Annotated in this window: 16 protein-coding genes and 1 pseudogene; 10 read left to right on the forward strand and 7 right to left on the reverse strand. The window is 62.9% G+C overall.

From position 1 onward, the window contains the following. Positions 1 to 418: 418 nt before the first annotated feature. The 9 genes from ACTJK6_RS12125 to ACTJK6_RS12165 all read left to right on the forward strand — a co-directional run bounded on the left by ACTJK6_RS12125 (position 419) and on the right by ACTJK6_RS12165 (position 10480). Positions 419 to 1504 (forward strand): FAD:protein FMN transferase, encoded by a 1086-nt coding sequence (locus ACTJK6_RS12125; protein WP_260801415.1) that lies wholly within the window; start codon positions 419 to 421, stop codon positions 1502 to 1504. Between the two features lie 219 nt (positions 1505 to 1723). Further along, positions 1724 to 3679 carry a TAT-dependent nitrous-oxide reductase gene (gene nosZ / locus ACTJK6_RS12130; RefSeq protein WP_232039928.1) on the forward strand — a complete coding sequence of 652 codons (1956 nt, stop codon included), beginning with the start codon at positions 1724 to 1726 and terminating at the stop codon, positions 3677 to 3679. A gap of 16 nt (positions 3680 to 3695) precedes the next feature. Further along, the gene (locus ACTJK6_RS12135) at positions 3696 to 6314 is read left to right on the forward strand and encodes a 4Fe-4S binding protein (protein ID WP_440839142.1); all 2619 of its coding nucleotides are present in this window, start codon (positions 3696 to 3698) and stop codon (positions 6312 to 6314) included. Further along, positions 6302 to 7564: a nitrous oxide reductase family maturation protein NosD gene (locus ACTJK6_RS12140; RefSeq protein ID WP_232039930.1), complete on the forward strand. Its 1263-nt coding sequence runs from the start codon at positions 6302 to 6304 to the stop codon at positions 7562 to 7564. The genes ACTJK6_RS12135 and ACTJK6_RS12140 overlap by 13 nt, the downstream gene beginning before the upstream one ends. Next, complete coding sequence (locus tag ACTJK6_RS12145; RefSeq protein WP_322017792.1) at positions 7557 to 8465, forward strand: ABC transporter ATP-binding protein; 909 nt, start codon at positions 7557 to 7559, stop codon at positions 8463 to 8465. Before ACTJK6_RS12140 ends, ACTJK6_RS12145 begins: the two co-directional genes overlap by 8 nt. Before the next feature lie 8 nt (positions 8466 to 8473). Further along, positions 8474 to 9301, forward strand: a complete 828-nt coding sequence (locus tag ACTJK6_RS12150) for an ABC transporter permease (RefSeq protein WP_316657522.1) — start codon at positions 8474 to 8476, stop codon at positions 9299 to 9301. Next, positions 9298 to 9837 (forward strand): nitrous oxide reductase accessory protein NosL, encoded by a 540-nt coding sequence (locus tag ACTJK6_RS12155; protein WP_232039933.1) that lies wholly within the window; start codon positions 9298 to 9300, stop codon positions 9835 to 9837. Before ACTJK6_RS12150 ends, ACTJK6_RS12155 begins: the two co-directional genes overlap by 4 nt. A 20-nt stretch (positions 9838 to 9857) precedes the next feature. Further along, positions 9858 to 10127, forward strand: a complete 270-nt coding sequence (locus ACTJK6_RS12160; protein WP_024978422.1) for a hypothetical protein — start codon at positions 9858 to 9860, stop codon at positions 10125 to 10127. A 2-nt stretch (positions 10128 to 10129) separates the two neighbouring features. Then, positions 10130 to 10480, forward strand: coding sequence for a hypothetical protein (locus tag ACTJK6_RS12165; RefSeq protein ID WP_232039934.1), 351 nt, complete (start codon positions 10130 to 10132; stop codon positions 10478 to 10480). Positions 10481 to 10531: 51 nt separating this feature from the next. On the opposite strand, the gene ACTJK6_RS12170 is transcribed toward ACTJK6_RS12165, so the two are convergent. Beyond that, the gene (locus ACTJK6_RS12170) at positions 10532 to 10951 is read right to left on the reverse strand and encodes a c-type cytochrome (RefSeq protein WP_392397737.1); all 420 of its coding nucleotides are present in this window, start codon (positions 10949 to 10951) and stop codon (positions 10532 to 10534) included. Positions 10952 to 11319: 368 nt separating this feature from the next. Here ACTJK6_RS12170 and ACTJK6_RS12175 point away from each other — a divergent pair. Beyond that, a pseudogene (locus tag ACTJK6_RS12175) lies at positions 11320 to 11502 on the forward strand (acyltransferase); the annotation flags it as partial. A gap of 91 nt (positions 11503 to 11593) precedes the next feature. Here the strand turns inward: ACTJK6_RS12175 and cheZ are convergent. The 6 genes from cheZ to ACTJK6_RS12205 all read right to left on the reverse strand — a co-directional run bounded on the left by cheZ (position 11594) and on the right by ACTJK6_RS12205 (position 17699). Further along, the gene (cheZ, locus tag ACTJK6_RS12180; protein WP_027679309.1) at positions 11594 to 12262 is read right to left on the reverse strand and encodes a protein phosphatase CheZ; all 669 of its coding nucleotides are present in this window, start codon (positions 12260 to 12262) and stop codon (positions 11594 to 11596) included. After that, positions 12262 to 12663 carry a chemotaxis response regulator CheY gene (cheY, locus tag ACTJK6_RS12185; protein ID WP_004627759.1) on the reverse strand — a complete coding sequence of 134 codons (402 nt, stop codon included), beginning with the start codon at positions 12661 to 12663 and terminating at the stop codon, positions 12262 to 12264. Before cheY ends, cheZ begins: the two co-directional genes overlap by 1 nt. A 148-nt stretch (positions 12664 to 12811) precedes the next feature. Continuing rightward, a complete protein-coding gene (locus ACTJK6_RS12190; protein WP_440839143.1) occupies positions 12812 to 13948 on the reverse strand; it encodes a protein-glutamate methylesterase/protein-glutamine glutaminase in 1137 nt (378 codons plus the stop codon). Positions 13949 to 14087: 139 nt separating this feature from the next. Beyond that, positions 14088 to 14705, reverse strand: a complete 618-nt coding sequence (gene cheD / locus ACTJK6_RS12195) for a chemoreceptor glutamine deamidase CheD (RefSeq protein ID WP_037026816.1) — start codon at positions 14703 to 14705, stop codon at positions 14088 to 14090. A gap of 89 nt (positions 14706 to 14794) precedes the next feature. Further along, the gene (locus tag ACTJK6_RS12200; protein ID WP_232039937.1) at positions 14795 to 15676 is read right to left on the reverse strand and encodes a CheR family methyltransferase; all 882 of its coding nucleotides are present in this window, start codon (positions 15674 to 15676) and stop codon (positions 14795 to 14797) included. 103 nt (positions 15677 to 15779) lie between these two features. After that, the gene (locus tag ACTJK6_RS12205) at positions 15780 to 17699 is read right to left on the reverse strand and encodes a methyl-accepting chemotaxis protein (protein WP_440839144.1); all 1920 of its coding nucleotides are present in this window, start codon (positions 17697 to 17699) and stop codon (positions 15780 to 15782) included. Positions 17700 to 17728 lie beyond the last annotated feature (29 nt).

The following is a 17728-nucleotide window of genomic DNA, read 5'->3' on the forward strand; positions in this document are numbered from 1 at the left end:
CGGCGAATCACAACTGAAAGCTCCTCCGAAGGTAAGCGGGCGCTGCTTCCCCGCCCACAAAAGACAGATCGACGGCACCGCGGGAGAGGCATTGCCGCATCCCATCGACAATCGCGTCGCCAGCCAACGCCAGGATGACGAGCATATCGACTCTGCCCACCTTCTAAATTGATCGAGGGCATGAATGACTTCTATCTAATTTAAATAGACCCTTCTTACGGCATTGGCATTTCCAATTCCTGCATAGCAAAAAATTATCCAAAAAAAATACCCGACATTGCATTGCGGATAAAAATGCATCTCCAATACTTGATTTGTATCAATTCTAGCCACGGGTATTTCGGCCAATTGATGCGAATCAATCTGTGTCGCAGGCGTAGCGCTACCATCGGCCGCTTCTGACACATGCGGTGAAATCTTGAACCGTTGCACTCCGCCCCTCCGTGGAACCCTGCCGAGTATCGGGCTCGCCGGACTGACGCACACGCTGCGCTGGACTGCCAGTCCGGCCGCGAGCGCACCGGCGGCCCAGTACCGATATGCCTTCGACGGCGACACGATGGGCACGACATATCACGTCCGGCTCGCGCTTGCATCGCTTGACGACACGGCATTGCTCGATGCGGCGCGCGCAGCCGTGGATGCGGCTGTACAGGGAGTCGACCAACGCATGTCAACGTATCGGGCGGACTCGGAACTGTCGCAACTGAACCGGTATGCGGGCGGGCGCCCCTTCGCGTTGTCCGCCGACACGATCAGCGTATTGCAGATGGCGAGATCAGTGAGCCTCGCAACGGATGGCGCGTTTGATGTCACAGCCGGGAGCTTCGTCAACCTGTGGGGCTTCGGGCCGGAAAAGGCTCAACGTGTGGTAACGCCGTACGAGCTGGCGATGCTCAAGAGCGCAGTCGGCACCGGCGCACTGGAAATCGACCCGCGCACGCGTACCGCCACGAAAGCCGACCCTCGCGTTTATGCCGATCTATCGGCCATCGCAAAGGGTTTTGGTGTCGACCAGGCGGCCCTCGCGCTCGACACGCTTGGCATCTCCGATTACATGGTCGAGGTGGGTGGAGAGGTGCGCGCCAAGGGCCGGCGCCATGACGGGCGCGCGTGGCAAATCGGTATTGAAGAGCCTCAGCGGACGCTACCGCGCCGTGCCCGATTCGTCGTGCCATTGCGCGATATGGCAATGGCAACGTCGGGCGATTACCGCATCTGCTTCGAGCAGGATGGGCAACATTACTCACACGAGATCGATCCACGTACAGGCCGCCCAATCGCCAATGGCCTGAGTTCCGTCACCGTGGCCGCGTCGCAGTGTGCGATTGCCGACGCATACGCTACGGCGCTGATTGTGTTGGGCCCAGAGCGCGGCGTCGAGGTTGCCGAGCAACTCGGGCTGGCCGCTTATTTCGTCCTGCGCGATGTGGATGGCCGCCATCAAGACCGGATGACAACCGCGTTTGCTGCGCTGGGCGGCCGCCCTGCCACAACCACCTGATCCACACCGCGACCCGCACAAAGCGCAACGGCATCGTCACATTCATTCATATCCGAATAGCCTCATTAAAAATAGGTTATTCAAATTTCCAATGGTCAATCGAATAGGGCTCATTTCAATTCATCTCGAATTGATGGGTTTCCCCTGACTTTGATGACTATCAATAGCAAATTCCTGCGGTTTGTTAATGTGGTTTCCAATTCTGAGGGAGCGTAAGAGATGAGCCAATCCAACAATGATTTTGAGAATCCGATTCCGGTGAGCCCGACACGACGCAGCTTTCTGAACCGGACGGCAGCGGGCCTGGTCGGCGTCGGCCTGTCCGCCGGACTGGCAGCCTGCAACAAAGGCTCGGACAAGGATGCACCTGCGGCGGCGGCTCCGGCCGATGGCAAACCGGGCGCAGCCGGCGGCGTCGACTACAGCAAGTACGAAGTGCCGCCCGGCCAGCTGGACACGTACTACGCGTTCTCCAGCGGCGGCCACTCGGGTGAGGTTCGCATCTACGGTCTGCCTTCGGGGCGCTGTTTCAAGCGCATCCCCGTCTTCAACATCGATTGCCTGGTGGGCTGGGGCATCACCAACGAATCGAAGAAGATCATGGGCACCAACCCGGACGGCACGCTCAAGTACTGGACCGGCGATACCCACCACGTGCATCCGTCCTATACCGACGGCACGTACGACGGGAAATACATCTTCGTCAACGACAAGATCCACAGCCGGCTCGCCCGGGTGCGCATGGACACGATGGAATGCGACAAGATCGTCGAATTGCCGAACGTCCAGGGCTTCCACGGCGTCTTCCCAGACAAGCGGGACCCGGTGGATGACAAGATCAACCACACCACCCGCGTGTTCTGTGGCAACGAGTTCCATATTCCGCAGCCCAATGACGGCCGCGACCTGAACGACCCGAAGAAGTATTTCTGCCTGTTCACCTGCGTGGACGCGGAGACGATGGAGCCCCGCTGGCAGGTCAAGGTCGACGGCAACATGGACCTGGTGGCCACGTCGTATGACGGCAAGCTCGCTGCTTCCAACCAGTACAACACCGAAGGCGGTGTGCATTACGAAGAGATGATGTCCGCCGAGCGCGACGCGTGCGTGTTCTTCAACGTGGCACGGATCGAAGCCGCGGTCAAAGCCGGCAAGACCTTCACCATCGGCACTTCGAAAGTCCCTGTCGTCGATGGCACCAAAGCCGCCAACACCGACCCGAAGACCGCGCTGACCTGCTATGTGCCCGTGCCCAAGAACCCGCACGGCGTGAATGCCAGCCCGGACGGCAAGTACTACGCCTGTTCCGGCAAGCTGTCGCCGACGGCAACCCTGATCGAGCACGACCTCGTCTTGAAGTGGTTCAACGGCGAGATCAAGGAGCCGCGCGACTGCGTCGTTGCCGAACCCGAGATCGGGCTCGGGCCGCTGCACACCGGTTTTGACAACCGCGGCAACGCCTATACAACGCTGTTCCTCGACAGCCAGATCGTCAAATGGAACCTTGAAGCGGCGATCAAGGCGTTCAAGGGCGACAAGACCGCTGTGCCAGTGGTGGACCGCATCGACGTCAATTACCAGCCGGGCCACGGTTTCACCTCGATGGGCGAAACCAAGGAGCCGGATGGCAAGTTCTTCATCTCGGACAACAAGTTCTCGAAAGACCGATTCCTGCCGGTCGGCCCGCTGCACCCGGAAACAGCGCAGCTCATCGACATCTCCGGCGACAAGATGAAGCTCGTGGCAGACCATGCGGTCTATTCCGAGCCGCACGACTCGATCGTCATCCGCCGCGACATCATCAAGACGCGTCAGGTCTACAACATCGATGAGTTCCCGCACGCGGTGAAAGACCCGAAGGAGTGCCGGGTCGAGCGCAAGGGCAAGCAGGTGACGGTCTACCTGACCTCGCAGGCACCTGCCTTTGGCTTGCGCGAGTTCACTGTGAAGAAGGGCGATGAGGTGACGATCATCCTCACCAACCTCGACAAGGTGGAGGACTTGACCCACGGCTTCGCCATCCCGAAGTACAACATCAACTTCATCGTGAACCCGCAGGAAACCAAGTCGGTCACCTTCAAGGTCGACAAGCCCGGGGTCTACTGGTGCTACTGCACCAACTTCTGTCACGCGCTGCACCTGGAAATGCGCTCGCGCATGCTTGTAGAGGCGTAAGGGAGAAGGCGGACGTATGAAACACCTGTTCTCACGATTGGCGGTGATTGCCGCCACTTGTGCGATGGACACGTCCGCGCTGGCGGGCATCAGCGGCATGGCCTACGAGGCGCCGCTGCCCGCCGGTTTATCGACCGACCCGAACCTGTGCGCAATGGTTCCCTGCACGGACGTGCTGCCTGGCGCCAGCAGCTTCTCACCGCGCAAGGGGCACCCCCCTTACGTAGAGGGCTATCGCGACGTTGCGGGCAAGCGCCAGCTGGTCGGCTATGCGTTCCTGTCGACCGACATCGTGGACATGCCCGGCTATTCGGGCAAACCCATCATTACCCTGATGGGCATAGATGCGCACGGCGTGATCACGGGCGTCAAGGTCCTGCGACATTCCGAGCCGATCCTTCTGCTGGGCATTCCAGAAACCCAACTGACGCACTTCACCTCGCAATACGTCGGCAAGTTCGTCGGGGGAAGCATCGAGATCGGCAAATCCCACGCCGTGAGCGAGGGCGCCGTCGAACTCGACGCGATCAGTGGCGCGACCGTGACGGTGATGTCCGAGAATCAGGTCATTCTGCGCAGCGGCAAGGCCGTGGCAGAACAGGCCGGCATCATCGCGCCCAAGCGGCGCGCCCAGGCGAAGTTTACGCAGGCAAGTCAGCCCCTGAGCTGGAAGGCGCTGCTGGATCAAGGCGCTGTGCAGCGCTTGACCGTGCACCCCGAGGATGTTGGGCTGCAGGCCAGCGGCCAGCCTTACGTGGATATGGTGTTCGGTGACATCAGTGCGCCTGTCGTAGGGCGCAGCATTCTGGGCGATGCGAATTACGCATCGCTCATGTCGAGCCTGAAGCCCGGCGAACACGCGATCTTCATCGCGTCGAACGGCACGGAGAGTTTCAAAGGCTCCGGCTTCGTGCGCGGGGGCATCTTCGACCGCATCCAGGTCGCCCAGGATACCGACACCTTCACCTTCCGGGACCTCGATTACCAGAACCTCTACGGCATCCGCGCAACCGGTGCGCCTGAGTATCGCGAATCTGGCATCTTCATCATCCGCAGCCCGGGGTTTTCGTCGGCGTATCCGTGGAAGCTGGTGTTCCTGGCCAACAAGTTGGACGCGGAAACCGGCGCAAAGACATTCACAAGCTTCGACCAGGAATACTGGCTCCCGGCGGATGAGCTGGTTGGCGGGCGGCCGCAGTACGACCGCCCCGCTCCGCCCTGGCTGCAGATCTGGAAGGCGCGCGCCGTCGAGATTGGCCTGTTCGCCCTCCTGTTGATTGGCGCGGGCGCGGTATACGCGTCGCGCGACACGCTGGTGCGCCGCTCCAGGCGCAAGGACAAGCGCTGGGTCTCCTGGCCCAAGTACGCGCTGTGGACCACGAGCATCGGCTTCGCTGGATTCCATCTCATGGCGCAGCCGTCCATCACGCAGGTGCTGACATGGTTCCACGCCATTCTCTTCAAGTGGCGGTGGGATCTGTTCCTGTCCGATCCGTTCATCTTCCTGTTCTGGTGGTTCATCATCATCAGCGTGTTCTTCTGGGGCCGCGGCATGTTCTGCGGTTGGCTGTGCCCCTACGGCTCGCTGAGTGAGATCCTTTACAAGGTGGGGGGCAAACTTGGTCTTGCGCGCTTCCAGTTCCAGTTGCCCAAGGCGCTGCACGACAAGCTCAAGTGGATCAAGTACGGCGTGTTTGCCGGCCTGCTCGGGATGTCGTTCTACTCGATGGGCACCGCCGAGAAGCTGGCGGAGATCGAGCCGTTCAAGACCACGTTCCTGGTCGGCGTCTGGAACCGGACGTGGCCCTTCGTCACGTTCTGGAGCGTGCTGGCTGTCGCCGCTCTGTTCATCGAGCGGCCATTCTGCAAATACCTGTGCCCGCTGGGCGCCTCGCTCGCTATCCCGTCGACGTTCCGGTGGTGGGGTCTGAAACGCAAGCAGGAATGCGGCCCGTGCCGCGCCTGCGAGGCGGGCTGCGGATCGCAAGCCATCGGACGCGACGGCAAGATCGACCAGCGCGAATGCCTGCTGTGCCTGGATTGCATGGTCATGTATTACGACGATCATGCGTGCCCTCCGCTGGTCAAGGAGCGCAAGCACCGCACGAGCGCCGGCTTGAAACTGACACCGATCGGCGCCGACGGCTACTACATCCCGATCCGGCCAGTGCCAAGCGCGCCGCCCAAACCCGCTGCACCAACGCCCGCTTCGCTGCCGCCGCCACCGGTGGGCACGCTCGCCCGGTTGCGTCGCGAACTGACTGATCACCTCTTCCCCTGGAACCGGCAATTCCTCAGTCACCCGTTGTTCTTCCGTGCCGCCGGCATTGGCCTGGCTGTGCTCGTCACCTGGGCGTGGCTGCTCGGTGCGGGCGGCAGGCTTGGCGCCGGCATCGTACTGGGCTGGTGGTTGGCGTGGTCCGCCTACGAATGGGTCATGCGCATGGCGTGCAAGCCCTATGTGAAGGAAGGCGCCTGGTGGGGTTACAAGCTGCGTACAGCCTCCTGGGCCGACATGGCTGCCTATGTCGGCATGAAGAACCTGCTGATTGGCGCAGGCCTCTTCCTTGCCATGAAGGGCGTGGGCGTGCTGCCGGCGCTGCAATCCCTGCCCCAACTGAAATGGCTCTACTGAACCGGCTCCTCTGCGCGATCTCGGCACTGCTGGTCTGCACTGCGGCCTGCGGTGCAGAGATTCGCGTGCATGCCGGCAGTTCGATTGCGCAGGCGGTCACGCTCGCGCATGCGGGGGACACCCTCATCATCGAGCGCGGTCGGTATCAAGGTCCGGTCCGGATCGACAAGCCCTTGACCCTGGTGGGCATCGACCGCCCCACCATCAGCGGCGGCCTTGCCGGCGATGTAATCCGCGTCGTGTCGCCAGACGTCACGATCGATGGCCTGATTGTCAGCGACAGCGGCGACGACCTCGGCGCGCAGAACGCCGGCATCTACATCCAGCCCGGCGCCGATCGCGCCACGGTCAGACACTGCGAGCTCACCTACAACCTGTTCGGCCTCTGGATTGAAGGCGTGAAGGATGTGCGCATCGTGGGCAACGTGATTGCCGGCAAGCGCGATTACCCCTCCGCGCAGCGCGGCAACGGCATCCAGCTCTACAACACGACGGGTGCGCAGCTCGACGGCAACGAGATCAGTTTTTCGCGTGACGGCATCTATGTCGATGTCTCGCACCACGCGCTGTTTCGTGCCAACCGCATCCACAACGTGCGCTATGGCACGCACTACATGAACTCCAACGACAACGTGTGGGAGGGCAACGAGTCCTACCACAACCGCGGCGGCCTGGCGCTCATGATGACGCGCCGCCAGATCGTGCGCGGCAACCGCGCCTGGGGCAACACCGACCACGGCATCATGCTGCGCACCATCCAGGATTCGGTCATTGAAGACAACGTGGTGTCCGGAAACCTGCGCGGCTTCTTCGTCTACGACGCCGAATACAACGTGCTGAGCAACAACCTCGTCATCGGCAACACGGTCGGCATGCACGTCTGGGCCGGGTCCATTCACAACAAGGTGGACGGTAACGATTTCATCGATAACCAGGAGCAGGTGCGCTACGTTGCCACGCACGACGAGCCCTGGGGCGGGCGCAGCGGCAATTACTGGAGCAACTATGCCGGATGGGACCGCAACGGCGACGGCCGCGGCGACGTGCCCTATCGCGCAAGCGATCTGATGGACCGGCTGTTGTGGCGCTTTCCGAGCGCCAAGCTGCTGCTCAATAGCCCCGCGGTACAGACGTTGAGGCTGATCTCGGAGCAATTCCCGCTGCTGCGCTCACCCAGTGTGGTCGACGCAAGCCCCCGCATGCGTCCACGGGGTAATGATTGGCGCGCGTGGGTGAACAAGCATGATTGAAGCGCGGCAACTGGTGAAGCGCTACGGCGAGATCGAAGCCGTGGCGGACGTGAGCCTGACGGTGCATCCCGGCGAGCTATTCGGCCTGATCGGCCACAACGGCGCGGGCAAAAGCACGCTGTTCAAGATGCTCCTTGGGCTGGAGGCGCCCACCGCGGGTGAAGTGCGCATTGGAGGCCAGCCCATGAGCAGTGGGGCCTTCCGCTCGGTGCGGCGCAACCTTGGCTATCTGCCGGAAAACGTGGTGTTCTATGACAACCTGACTGGCCAGGAAACGCTGGAATTCTTCGCTGCGCTCAAGCGTGCGCCGCGAACGGATTGCGCGCGCGTGCTGGAACGCGTGGGGTTGTCCCATGCCGCAGACCGCCGCGTGCGCGGCTATTCCAAGGGCATGCGCCAGCGCCTCGGTTTCGCCCAGGCCCTGCTCGGCCAGCCCACACTCCTGTTTCTCGACGAGCCCACCAACGGCCTGGACCCGCAGGGGATTCGCGACTTCTATCGCACGCTGGGCGAACTGCAGGCACAGGGCGTGACCATCGTGCTGACCTCGCACATCCTGTCGGAAATCCAGGAGCGCGTGGGCCGCCTGGCGATCATGAAAAACGGACGCGTGCATGCGCAGGGCACGGTGCAATCATTGCGCGAATCGATGGCCCTGCCGCTGTGGTTCGACCTGCGGCTGACGGGCGGCCCTGAACATGCCGAGCCCGCCCTGCGGCGCGCGCTCGCGGCCGCGCCAGGATGCGAACTGCACATCGATGGATCGCGCGCCACCGTGCTGTGCCCGCGGCCGGCGAAGATGCCATTGCTGCAATCGCTATCCACGCTCGGCGCGACACTTGCCGATCTGCAACTGCGCGAACCCTCGCTCGAGGACGTGCTCCTCGGCCAACCTGCTTGAGGCCGGACATGCAATTGACACTCGAACCCCGGCAGATCGGTATCGTCGTCGCCAAGGAATTCCACGACCGCATCCGCAACCGGTGGGTGCTGGCGGTGACCACCGTATTGACAGCCTTTGCGCTGGTGATCGCCTACTTCGGTGCGGCACAGCAAGGCGAAGTCGGGCTGCGCGGCATGGAAGTCACGATCGCCAGCCTGGTCAGCCTGGTGATCTATCTCGTACCGCTGATTGCGTTAATTCTCGGCTTTGATGCGATCGTGGGTGAGCGCGAGCGCGGCTCGCTGGACCTGCTGCTTTCCATGCCGATCACCCGAGTCGAGCTGCTGCTCGGCAAATACCTCGGCTTAGCGGCCGCGCTGGCGTGCTCCACGATCGTCGGCTTTGGGCTGGTCGGGATACTGTTGGCCGTGAAGCTGCCGCTCGCGGCCATGTATCACTACGCTGGCTTCATGCTCAGTTCAGTGCTGCTGGGCATGGCCTTCCTGAGCCTGGCCCTGTTGGTGTCCGTCGTTGCCGCCGATCGCACGCGCGCAAGCGGTGTCGCCATCGCGTTGTGGTTCTTCTTCGTGCTGGTATTCGATCTGCTGCTGCTCGGCGCGCTGATCGCCACGGGCGGAAAGCTGGGATCTGACGCCCTGCCCTACCTGATGCTGCTCAACCCGGCAGACATCTTCCGCATCCTCAACATCTTCAGCTTTGACGAAGTCCGAACACTCTACGGTCTGGCGACCGTATTCCCCGAGCGCATGGCCGACCCGCTCGTGCTCGGCTCCCTCATGACCGCCTGGATCGTCGCTCCGCTCGCCGTGGCCGCATGGAAATTCCGCAAATGAAACGCACACTGCAACCTCCTCTATCCGCCCTGCGCCGCCGTGCGCGCACGGCCCTGTTCGCCACCGCAATCGTCCTGGCCGGCTGCCAAGGCGCCGCGTCTACGCCCGGTCCGATCGAACTCACGCGGGATACGCCCTGCAGCCTCGACGGCATGACGGTGGCTGACTTCCCCGGCCCGAAGGCGCAGATTCTGTATGACAAGGGCGCCCCTGACGTCTTCTGCGACACCATCGAGCTGTTCTCGATCGTGCTGCGCCCTGAACAACAGCGGCACATGCGCGCCATGTACGTGCAAGACATGGCCAAGACAGACTGGAATACGCCGCAGGGCCACTGGATCGATGCCCGCACCGCGTTCTACGTCGTGGGATCGAAGGCGCGCGGATCGATGGGCGCCACGTTTGCATCCTTTGCCACGCAGGCCAATGCGGACGCCTTCGCTACACGTCAAGGCGGCAAGGTTTACAAGTTCAATGAAATAACGCCCCAAATGGCACAGCTCGACGGTGGCGTACTGAAAGACCACCAGATGTAACCGGCCCCAGAGAACCCGAAATGATCGATTACTTTGCCAATCTACCGCCCGACGATGCCGTTCAGATGGAGCAGCTCAGCCGCTTGTCCTACGAGCTGCGGGAAAGCCGGCGCAAGCTGCTCGAACCCTATGGGGTGAACGACGAGGGGGATCTGCTCGCGCGTATCGCGGCAGCGGACTTGCCGGAGCATCCGGCCTATGAGCATTACCTCGGCTCTCTCGCGCTTGCCACCGCCAAACAAGACGTCACCGCTGAACTGAAGGCGCTGCTGGCGCGCATGGGAGGCTGATCATGCACCATCTCGAACTCAAAGAGGCACTGGAGGCGCACTACGGTGCGGTGTTGGCAGAACCTCCGACGCTGTGCCAGGACGCCTTACTGGTCTCGCTCAACAACGGCGTTCTGCTCGAACTGCGTTACCCCGCTGCGTCGGAATACGCAATCGCGTGGCGCTGGGGGGATGCGCAATTGCGCATCGACACCGCGCCGCTGCATCGCACCCTCGCCACCTTCCCGAACCATTTGCACGATGCGTCGGACGTGCTGCGCGAAGATCGCCTGACCCACCCGAGCGCGGAACCCTGGGCCAACGTGCGCGCCGTGATCGATGCCGTGCTGGTCGACCCGCTGTTGCAAGCATAAGCAAACGGCGCTCACCCGGAGCGCCGCCAACCCTGCCCGAGGGCGATGTCGTTACGTCGCCTTCGACGTCATGTAATCCACCCCGGCTTTCACGTCTTCATCGCCGAGCGATGCGTTGCCGCCTTTTGCGGGCATCGTACCCTTGCTGCCCGAGAAGCCGTGCAGCGCATGGTCGTAGAGGGTGTCCTTGCCCTGCGCGATGCGAGGGGCCCAATCGTCCTTCGATTTGAACATCGGCGCGCCGCCAGCACCGGTGCCGTGACACATCGCACAGGTGGACTTGTAGACCTTCTCCCCTTTCTCGACATCGCCAGCGCTGGCCTGGGTTGCCTGCGGCGCAGCGGCTGCTGCAGCCACAGTTGCGGGAGCCGCAGTGGCGGAGGCAGCGGAAGCAGCCTCCTCATTCTTGCTGCATGCCGTCAGCAAGGTGAACCCCACCAGGGCAGCAATGGTTATAGGTCGAATGAGCACGTCGATACCTCGAATCAAAAGGAGTGAGAACAGTGGCCCAAATAGGCCATGACCATGATAAGAATGAATACCGGCTCAGGCCTTGACGCCAATCAGCGCAAGGCTTTGTGGGGCGTTGTAACGTGTCAACTCCCCTACGGCGGTCATGGAAATACCGGCGGGATACCGCTGCACCCGGCACCTTTCTGACGCGCACGTAGCGCGGTCTGGGAATGCCATCGCCGCAGACGGTCACGGCGCCGCACACGTCGTCGTCATCGACGTGTCGCGAGCCATCGGACAAGACAGCGTGTTTGGCGCAGAGGCTGCGATGCAGCATGTTCTCTGATGCAGGCCAAGGCTTCGTTCCTACGTCTGCAGGACACTCTCGGGCCGGGCGGGTGATGGTGCACGTGCGGGAACTGCCGATCCCGGCAGGACTCTGCGTGGGCGACAACACCGCCGATGCGGCATTGCGCAGCGAATTTCATCGCTGGCTTGCACAGCTTTGGGAGAGGAAGGACGCGCAGATCGACGCCATGCTGGCGCGCGCTGCGCTGAAGAACCAATGAGGCGATTCGCTCCGTCGCAACTGTCAACGCGAGGCTGACAACACGGAGAAGCAGCGCCCCCCGCGTCCTGCGAGGGGCTGGCAATGCAGGTTCAGAACCCGAGGCTTTCCAGCAGGTCGTCCACCTGTTCCTGGTTGGCGACCACGTCCGGATGGTCCGGATTGATCTGCGGGCCGTTGAGCAGCGACGTCGCAACATGCGCGGCTTCCACGCGCAGGTGTTCCGGCGCGTTGTCGAGCAGGATGCCGACGAGCTGGCTTTCGATGAGCTGGACGACATCCAGCACCTTCTTGATCACCTGGCCCGTCAAGTCCTGGAAGTCCTGGGCCATCAGGATTTCCATGAGCTGCTGGTTCGTGTCGCGCGTTTTTTCAGGAACGCTGCGCAGGAAGCCGTTGGTCTGGCCGACCAGCTCGCGGATCTCGTCGTCGCCCAGTTGGCGGTCCATCCACGACTGCCAGCGGTTGACCAGCGCCTGGGAGTCGGACTCCAGCGCGTCTTGCACGGGGCGGGCCGCGTCGATGGCGTTGAGCACGCGGGTGGCCGCCTGCTCGGTCATGTTGGCGATGTAGTTCAGGCGGTCGCGTGCGTCGGGGATGGCCGATGCGGCCTTCTCGACGCCCTTGTCCAGGCCCAACTCGCGCATGCTCTCACGCAGCATGCGCGTGAGGTGGCCGATGCGCTGGAGCATTTCGGGCATGTCGCCGTGGTCTGCACCTTCGGCGGCCGGCGCCTGGGCGCCATCGTGCATCTCGCTCATCACGCCCCCTTTTCGAGCTTCTCGAAAATCTTGCCCAGCTTTTCGTCCAGCGTGGCAGCCGTGAAGGGCTTGACCACGTAGCCGTTAGCACCTGCCTGGGCAGCGGCGATGATGTTTTCCTTCTTGGCCTCGGCCGTCACCATCAGCACCGGCAGCTTGCTGATGGCGGTGTTGGCGTCAGCACGGATGCTCTGCAGCATCTGCAGGCCATCCATGTTGGGCATGTTCCAGTCCGAGATCACGAAATCGAACCGGCCTTCCTTGACCTTGGCCAGGCCGGCGGCGCCGTCTTCGGCCTCGTCGACGTTGGCAAAACCGAGTTCCTTGAGCAGGTTACGCACGATCCGGCGCATCGTCGGGAAATCGTCGACGACGAGGAATCGGTACTGGCTCTTGTCCATGGACACAATCTCCGCAAACTAACTGAATTGGGGGGTTTCGGGCTTCCTTGGCAATCTTATCGGCGCCTGGGGCCGATTCTTGAGCGCCGGAATGGTGCGGGGCGCCTGACTGCTGCGCCCCGCAACCAATGTACCCGCAAATATTGCGTTATACCCGCGTCACACGGCCGTGTGCCGACAGCTTGGCCAGCACGTGCGGGCCGATCTGCGACAGCGGCAGGACTTCATGCACGCCGCCGTGTGCCACGGCCTCTTTGGGCATGCCGTAGACCACGCAGGACGCCTCGTCCTGGGCAACGTTATAGGCACCCGCGTTGCGCATTTCCAGCATGCCGACCGCGCCGTCCTTGCCCATGCCGGTGAGGATGACGCCCAGGGCGTTGGCCCCGGCGTTGCGCGCGGCAGAGCGGAACAGCACATCCACGGCCGGGCGATGGCGGTTGACCGGCGGGCCCTGGTCCAGCTCGGTGACGTAGTTGGCGCCGCTGCGGCCCAGCGACAGATGCATGTCGCCCGGGGCAATGTAGGCGTGGCCGGGGAGCACACGCTCGCCGTGCACGGCTTCCTTCACGCGGATGCGGCACAGGCCGTCCAGCCGCTTGGCGAACGACGTGGTGAAACCCGCCGGCATGTGCTGCACGATGAGGATGCCCGGGCAATCGGGCGGCATTTCCAGCAGGAAATCCTTGATGGCCTCGGTGCCGCCGGTGGAAGCGCCCACGATGATGAGCTTTTCCGTCGACGAGAAATGGGTACGCGCAGGTGCCGCGGTGGCCGGTGCGTGGTCCGCGCGAACGTGTGCGCCAGATGCCGATGCAGTTGCTGATCCGGGCATCGCAGCCACCGCAACCGGTGCGACAGTACGCGGACGCAGCTTTGCCCGGGCCGCCGTGCGGATCTTGTCGGCAATCTGGTCGGCGTATTCGTTCATGCCGTCGCGCATGCCCAGCTTGGGCTTGGCGACAAAATCCACTGCGCCCAGCTCCAGCGCGCGCAGCGTGGCTTCAGAGCCGCGCTCGGTCAGCGAAGAGATCATGACCACCGGCGTCGGGCGCAGGCGCATGAGCTTTTCCAGGAAGTCGAGGCCGTCCATCTTCGGCATTTCGACGTCCAGCGTGAGCACGTCCGGATTGGTCTGCTTGATGAGGTCGCGCGCGATGATCGGATCGGGCGCCACACCCACCACTTCCATGTCCGGCTGGCTGTTGATGATCTCCTTCAGGATGCTGCGGATCAGTGCGGAATCGTCGATGCACAGCACCTGAATCTTGCGTTTGTCGTTCATGTTCGGGAGCAAGTCTTCTGAATGTTGAGACCGTTGCAAAACGAAGCGAAGCGGTTCTGATGGATCAGCGCCGACGCAGACAGTACAAGTCGTACGGCAAGGCGACGCGGGGCCGTCAGAATCGTTTTTCAGCGATCTCCTAGGTAAAGAGTTGGAGGCGCGAGGCTGGCTTTGTCGTGATGGACTTCGACAGCTTGCTGGCGTATTGCGCCTCGCTGTCCAGCTCGGCCGCCGAGTTTTGCGAGCGCAGCTTGCGCACCATGATCTGGCCGGTGGACGGGACGAAATACACCTTGCGCGGGTGCACGTCAAAGAGGTCTTTGGCGGCCACGGTCAGGCCTTCGTTGCGCAGGAATTCGAGCACGAACTTGCCGTTGCGCTCGCCGACGTCGAGCGTGCTCATGCCGGCCAGCACGGCGGCGCCGCCGAACACCTTGATCTCCAGGCGCTCGCGCTTGGCGCCGGCCTTGTAGAGCTGGTTCAGTAGCACTTCCATGGCGTGCGTGCCATAGCGCATGGAGGGCGACAGGATCGATTCCCCCTCGTTGCGCGAGGGCAGCATGAAGTGGTTCATGCCGCCAATGCCGAGGGTCTTGTCGCGCACGCAGGCGGACACGCACGAGCCGAGCACCGTAACCAGCATCAGGTCTTCGGTGGTGACGGAATACTCGCCAGGCAGCACTTTCATGGCGCGCCGCCCGAAGGTGGTGTCGTAATACGCGTGCGTGCTGGCAGACGATTGGGCGAGCGTGGCCATGGCGCCAGCGCTCATGCCGCTGTTCATGCCGCTGTCAGTGCGTACGGCGTCGGCCGCCGATTGCGGGGCCGCGCGTTTGCCGAATTCGATCATCGTGCCCCCATCTTGGCGCGCACCTCGGGCGCGATTTCGTACACGGTCTTGCCGCGCAGCGACCACGCCTTGGTGACCTGCAGGAAGCTCTCCGAATGGCCGGCAAACAGCAGGCCATCGGGTTTCATCACGTCGATGAAATGCTCAAGAATCTTGGCCTGCGTGGGCTTGTCGAAATAGATCATCACGTTGCGGCAGAAGATCACGTCGAACTTCTGCTGCAGCGGCCAATCGCGGTCGAGCAGGTTGATCTGGCGGAAGTCGATCATGGCCTGCAGCTCGGGCCGCACGCGGGCATAGCCCTCCTGCTTGCCGGTGCCGCGCAGGAAATACTTCTTCAGGCGCTCGGGCGACAGGGCCGCGACGCGTTCCATCGGATAGATGCCGGCGCGGGCGCGCGCCAGCGCGTTGGTGTCCACATCCGATGCGATCACACTCACCTGGCTGGGCGACATCGAACCGAAGGCCTCGGCCAGCGTGATGGCGATCGAGTATGGCTCTTCGCCCGTCGACGACGCCGAGCACCACACAGTGAACGGCGTGCGCTTGGCCTTGGCGTGCTCGTGCAGGATCGGGAAGTGATGCTGCTCGCGGAAGAACGCGGTCAGGTTGGTGGTCAGCGCGTTGGTAAAGGCTTCCCACTCGTCGGGCAGGTGGCCTTTTTCCAGCGCATCCAGGTAGTCGCGGAACGAGCCGAGGTTCACCACACGCAGGCGGCGCGCCAGGCGGCTGTAGACCATTTCACTCTTGCGGTCGGACAGTGAAATACCGACGCGGCGGTAGATCAGGTCGCGGATGCGGCCGAAATCTTCGGCGGTGAATGAAAACTCACGCGACGCGAGCGTCGGCGAAACTGGCGCCAAATTTTGTGCTGCCATGGATAACTAACCCCGTGTTTGGCGAGTCTTGATGCCCGCTCTCAGTCGTTGGCGGGCACCGTTTCCGCGGGCCGCGCCAAGTTTGCTGTTGGCGAGGCTGGCGTCAGAAGGTGCTCCAGTCATCTTCATCGGCAGAACCGGCGGCGAGCTTGAGGGTCGGGGCAATGGCGGCCTCGGAAATGGCAGCCGAAACGACGGCGGCGGCCACAGGTGCAACCGGTACGTGTGCCTCTTGAGGCGCTTTTTCTTCTTGCGCGGCGGGAGCCTCCGGGGCAGCCTCGGGCGCCGCTGCCGGCTTGGCCGACTTGCGCGAAGCCAAGGCGCGCGCAACCGAGGGCACCACTTCGGTCTTCTCTGGGCGGATCTCGCTGCGGACGGCCGGCGCCGAAATGGCAGAAACGGCAGAAACGGCAGAGAGGGCACTCGGCGCCGCCACGGCCAACTCCGCCGACGCATCGGTGCGGAATGTCGCCACGGCATTGCGCAGCAGTTGCGCCTGTTCTTCCAGCGACAGGGCGGCAGCGGCGGCTTGCTCGACCAGCGCGGCGTTCTGCTGCGTGACCTCGTCCATCTGGTTCACGGCCTGGTTGACCTGTTCAATACCGGAACTTTGCTCGTCCGACGCGGCGGAAATCTCGCCCATGATGTCGGTCACGCGGCGCACGGCCACCACCACTTCTTCAATGACCGTGCCGGCTTCGGCCACCAGGGCCGACCCGTTGCGCACGCGGCCGACGGAATCGCCGATCAGCTCCTTGATCTCCTTGGCCGCCGTGGCCGAGCGTTGCGCGAGGCTGCGCACCTCGCCCGCCACCACCGCAAAACCACGGCCCTGCTCGCCCGCGCGCGCGGCTTCCACCGCCGCATTCAGCGCCAGGATGTTGGTCTGGAACGCAATGCCCTCGATCACACCGATGATGTCGGCGATCTTCTTGCTGCTGGCGTTGATGCCAGCCATGGTTTCGACCACGCGGCCCACCACTTCTCCGCCCTTGACAGCGATGTCCGACGCGCTGCCCGCCAGTTGGCTGGCCTGGCGCGCGTTGTCGGCGTTCTGCTTCACGATGCTGGTGAGTTCTTCCATGCTGGAAGCGGTTTCCTCCAGCGACGAGGCCTGCTCTTCCGTGCGCTGTGAGAGGTCCGCATTGCCGGCCGCGATCTGCTTGGTGGCACTGGCAATGGAGTCGGCTGAACTCTTGATATTGGTGATCGTGCCGGTCAGTTGCTGCTGCATCTGCGCCATGGCGAAGAGCATGCTGTCGTGGTCGCCGGGGCGGGTCTGCACGTGCACGGCCAAGTCTCCGGCGGCAATGCGGCGGGCAATCTCGGCCGCGTACGAAGGCTCGCCACCTAACTGGCGCGACAGCCGACGTGCAATGACCAGGCCCAGCACGATGCCGAGCAGTGCACCCGCACAAGCCATCACAATCATGACCAGGCGCGAGCGCTGCGCGTCGTCACGAGCCTTGACGGTGGATGCGGCAGAGACCTCCTCCACACGCTTGACCATCTTGTCGAGCGTCTTTTCAAAGGCGGCGGTGTCATCCAGCAAGCCGACGTTCTCGGCCGTGACGCGGCTGTCGAACTGGGTCGGGTCCAGGCCCTGCTTGTCCATCAGCGCCACGAAGTCGGTCATGCGCTTGCTCCAGACCGGGTAGATGGCATCGACCTCGCGGATCATCTTCTTGCCTTCGTCCGACGTGAACAGCGGGCGCACGTTCTCCACACCGTCTTTCAGGTGCTGCATGCTGTCGGCAATCTGCGTGCTGAGCGTCTTGCGCTCCGTGAGCGTGGTGGCAATCAGCAGCGCGGTCTGCGCACGGCTGGCATGCGCCAGGCTGTTGGCCGCGCTGCCCATCTGCGTGATGGCGCGCATCTGCTTTTGCGCCAGTTCTTCGCTTGCCTTGGTCAACTGCGTGATCGTGTAGATGCCCAACCCGCCAATGGCCGCGCCCATGGCCGCCACGATCAGGAAACCACCGGTAAGTACCGTGGACACCGGCAACCGCTTGATCCAACCCATGTTGTCTACCTCTTCCTGTTTTTTATATG

Source organism: Ralstonia sp. 22086, assembly GCF_052045975.1.
Taxonomy (GTDB): domain Bacteria; phylum Pseudomonadota; class Gammaproteobacteria; order Burkholderiales; family Burkholderiaceae; genus Ralstonia; species Ralstonia wenshanensis.